This is a genomic window from Bacillus sp. P4_D3 (assembly GCF_056401855.1).
The window spans coordinates 1-1,664 of sequence record NZ_JBFUIN010000675.1 but is presented as its reverse complement, the minus strand read 5'-3'; the positions used below and the strand labels follow the sequence as shown (position 1 = coordinate 1,664).

2 protein-coding genes and 1 pseudogene are annotated in these 1,664 nt (G+C 31.0%); 1 reads left to right on the top strand and 2 read right to left on the bottom strand.

Features of this window, described 5'->3' with window-relative positions; translation table 11 throughout:
- Positions 1 to 50 precede the first annotated feature (50 nt).
- Positions 51 to 425 (bottom strand): annotated as a pseudogene (locus tag AC1DTM_RS25475) (NAD(P)H-dependent oxidoreductase); the annotation flags it as partial.
- A 109-nt stretch (positions 426 to 534) separates the two neighbouring features.
- Here AC1DTM_RS25475 and AC1DTM_RS25470 point away from each other — a divergent pair.
- Positions 535 to 909 carry a winged helix-turn-helix transcriptional regulator gene (locus AC1DTM_RS25470; protein WP_002128279.1) on the top strand — a complete coding sequence of 125 codons (375 nt, stop codon included), beginning with the start codon at positions 535 to 537 and terminating at the stop codon, positions 907 to 909.
- 210 nt (positions 910 to 1,119) lie between these two features.
- Here the strand turns inward: AC1DTM_RS25470 and AC1DTM_RS25465 are convergent, their stop codons facing one another.
- Positions 1,120 to 1,314 (bottom strand): hypothetical protein, encoded by a 195-nt coding sequence (locus AC1DTM_RS25465; RefSeq protein ID WP_256416260.1) that lies wholly within the window; start codon positions 1,312 to 1,314, stop codon positions 1,120 to 1,122.
- Positions 1,315 to 1,664 lie beyond the last annotated feature (350 nt).

Here is a 1,664-nt window from a genome sequence, read left to right as displayed (position 1 = left end):
GAGTATATTCAGCACATGATGAAAGATATTATTGGATTGCCTGAAGAAGCATATCTCATCTGTTGAGCTTCTTCAGGCAATCCAATAATATCTTTCATCATGTGCTGAATATACTCTGCATCATAGTGCATATCTTTAATGGTTCTTGAAAGAACAATGACAAAATGACTTGCTGTTGAAAGCTGCCCACCTGCTCCCCATGAATATGGTAATAGTTTTTCTCTTAATTCTTTATTTTGAACCACAATAAATTTCCAAGGCTCATATCCAAAAGAAGAAGGAGATAATCTTCCTGTTTCTAAAATAAACTCAAAATCATCTTCTGAAATTTTCTTCATAGGATCAAACTCTTTACACGCATGTCTAAAGTTAAAAGCTTCCATAATTTTTTGTTTTGTGTTAGTCATAAAAGTTCCTCTTTTCATTAATTTATTACTTAACTAAATTATATTTTTTAAGTAACAATGTTACAAGTACGCACATTTTTGTGCTATAGTATCAAAAAAGATACTATTGTTAAGGGAGAGTCTTTTTATGATTAGTTCAAAAGAAGATGATGTAAATTATCCATTTTTAAATAAATATTCTTGTCCAGTAGAAGCTATCGTCGAGGTTATTGGCGGGAAATGGAAAGGGGTTATTCTTTATCATTTGTTAGATGGTAAAAAACGATTTAATGAATTAAAAAGATTAAAACCTAATATCACCCAAAGAATGTTAACACTTCAACTTAGAGAACTTGAAGCAGATGGCATCGTACATCGGGAGGTATATCGTGAAGTGCCCCCTAAAGTAGAATATTCGTTAACTGAACTTGGTGAGTCACTACGTCCAATTATCCTTTTAATGATGGAATGGGCAACTAATAATATGGAGCAGGTTTTGGAGAGTAGAAATAACACTAAATAATATTTAAAACCTGTACTTAACCATTACAAACAACTCAAAAAAGATTGCCTCTTAAGATACAGGCAATCTTTTTTTCTTTTTTTAAATATGAAATTTATGTTTTTGCARCCTATCTCCATCAAAGAGCTATTTTTGTTTTGTCATTTTCCGCTATAAAACATATACAGTTTCATATGGTAACGATCAAAAAGACATTCCATCCTGTGCAATCTACATCATGTAATACGATTGTGATGGATAATACGAATGTAATGAATAAAACGATTGTGATGGGTAATAACTATGTTGCATTTGTTGCGCTTGTAATGCTTGTTGCTGTGCTTGTATATGAATAGTACTTTGCGCAGGCCCTTGCCCTCCTAAAGGACGCATTTGCGTTTCATTGTAAAAATAATTACAGAGCATGCTTTATTCACCTCACCTCTGTAAATATTTTTGTATTCCATCTTTCATACTATGAATATTGAATGAAAAGGGATTATTCATTAAACTTTTCACCTTGCAATTCCTAAATCTCTTTCTATATCAAATAACGTTTTTGTTCAGTTTTCACTTTCATAATTCGATATGCAATATTTCATATTTCATTATCGTAATATCACTTTATTCCCTGTACTTCGTTGGAACCCTATTGATTTCAAGCGTTATATCAACATTTGTAATTTAATTCCTTATTTTAATCCTCTGATTTCACCCTTAAACACTATATTCAAATAATTATATTGGATTTTTTTGCTCTACACATATATATAAAT

Coding starts and splice junctions, on each gene's coding strand:
- AC1DTM_RS25470 (WP_002128279.1), top strand. CDS start 535: ATGATTAGTTCAAAAGAAGATGATGTAAATTATCCATTTTTAAATAAA.
- AC1DTM_RS25465 (WP_256416260.1), bottom strand. CDS start 1,314: ATGCTCTGTAATTATTTTTACAATGAAACGCAAATGCGTCCTTTAGGA.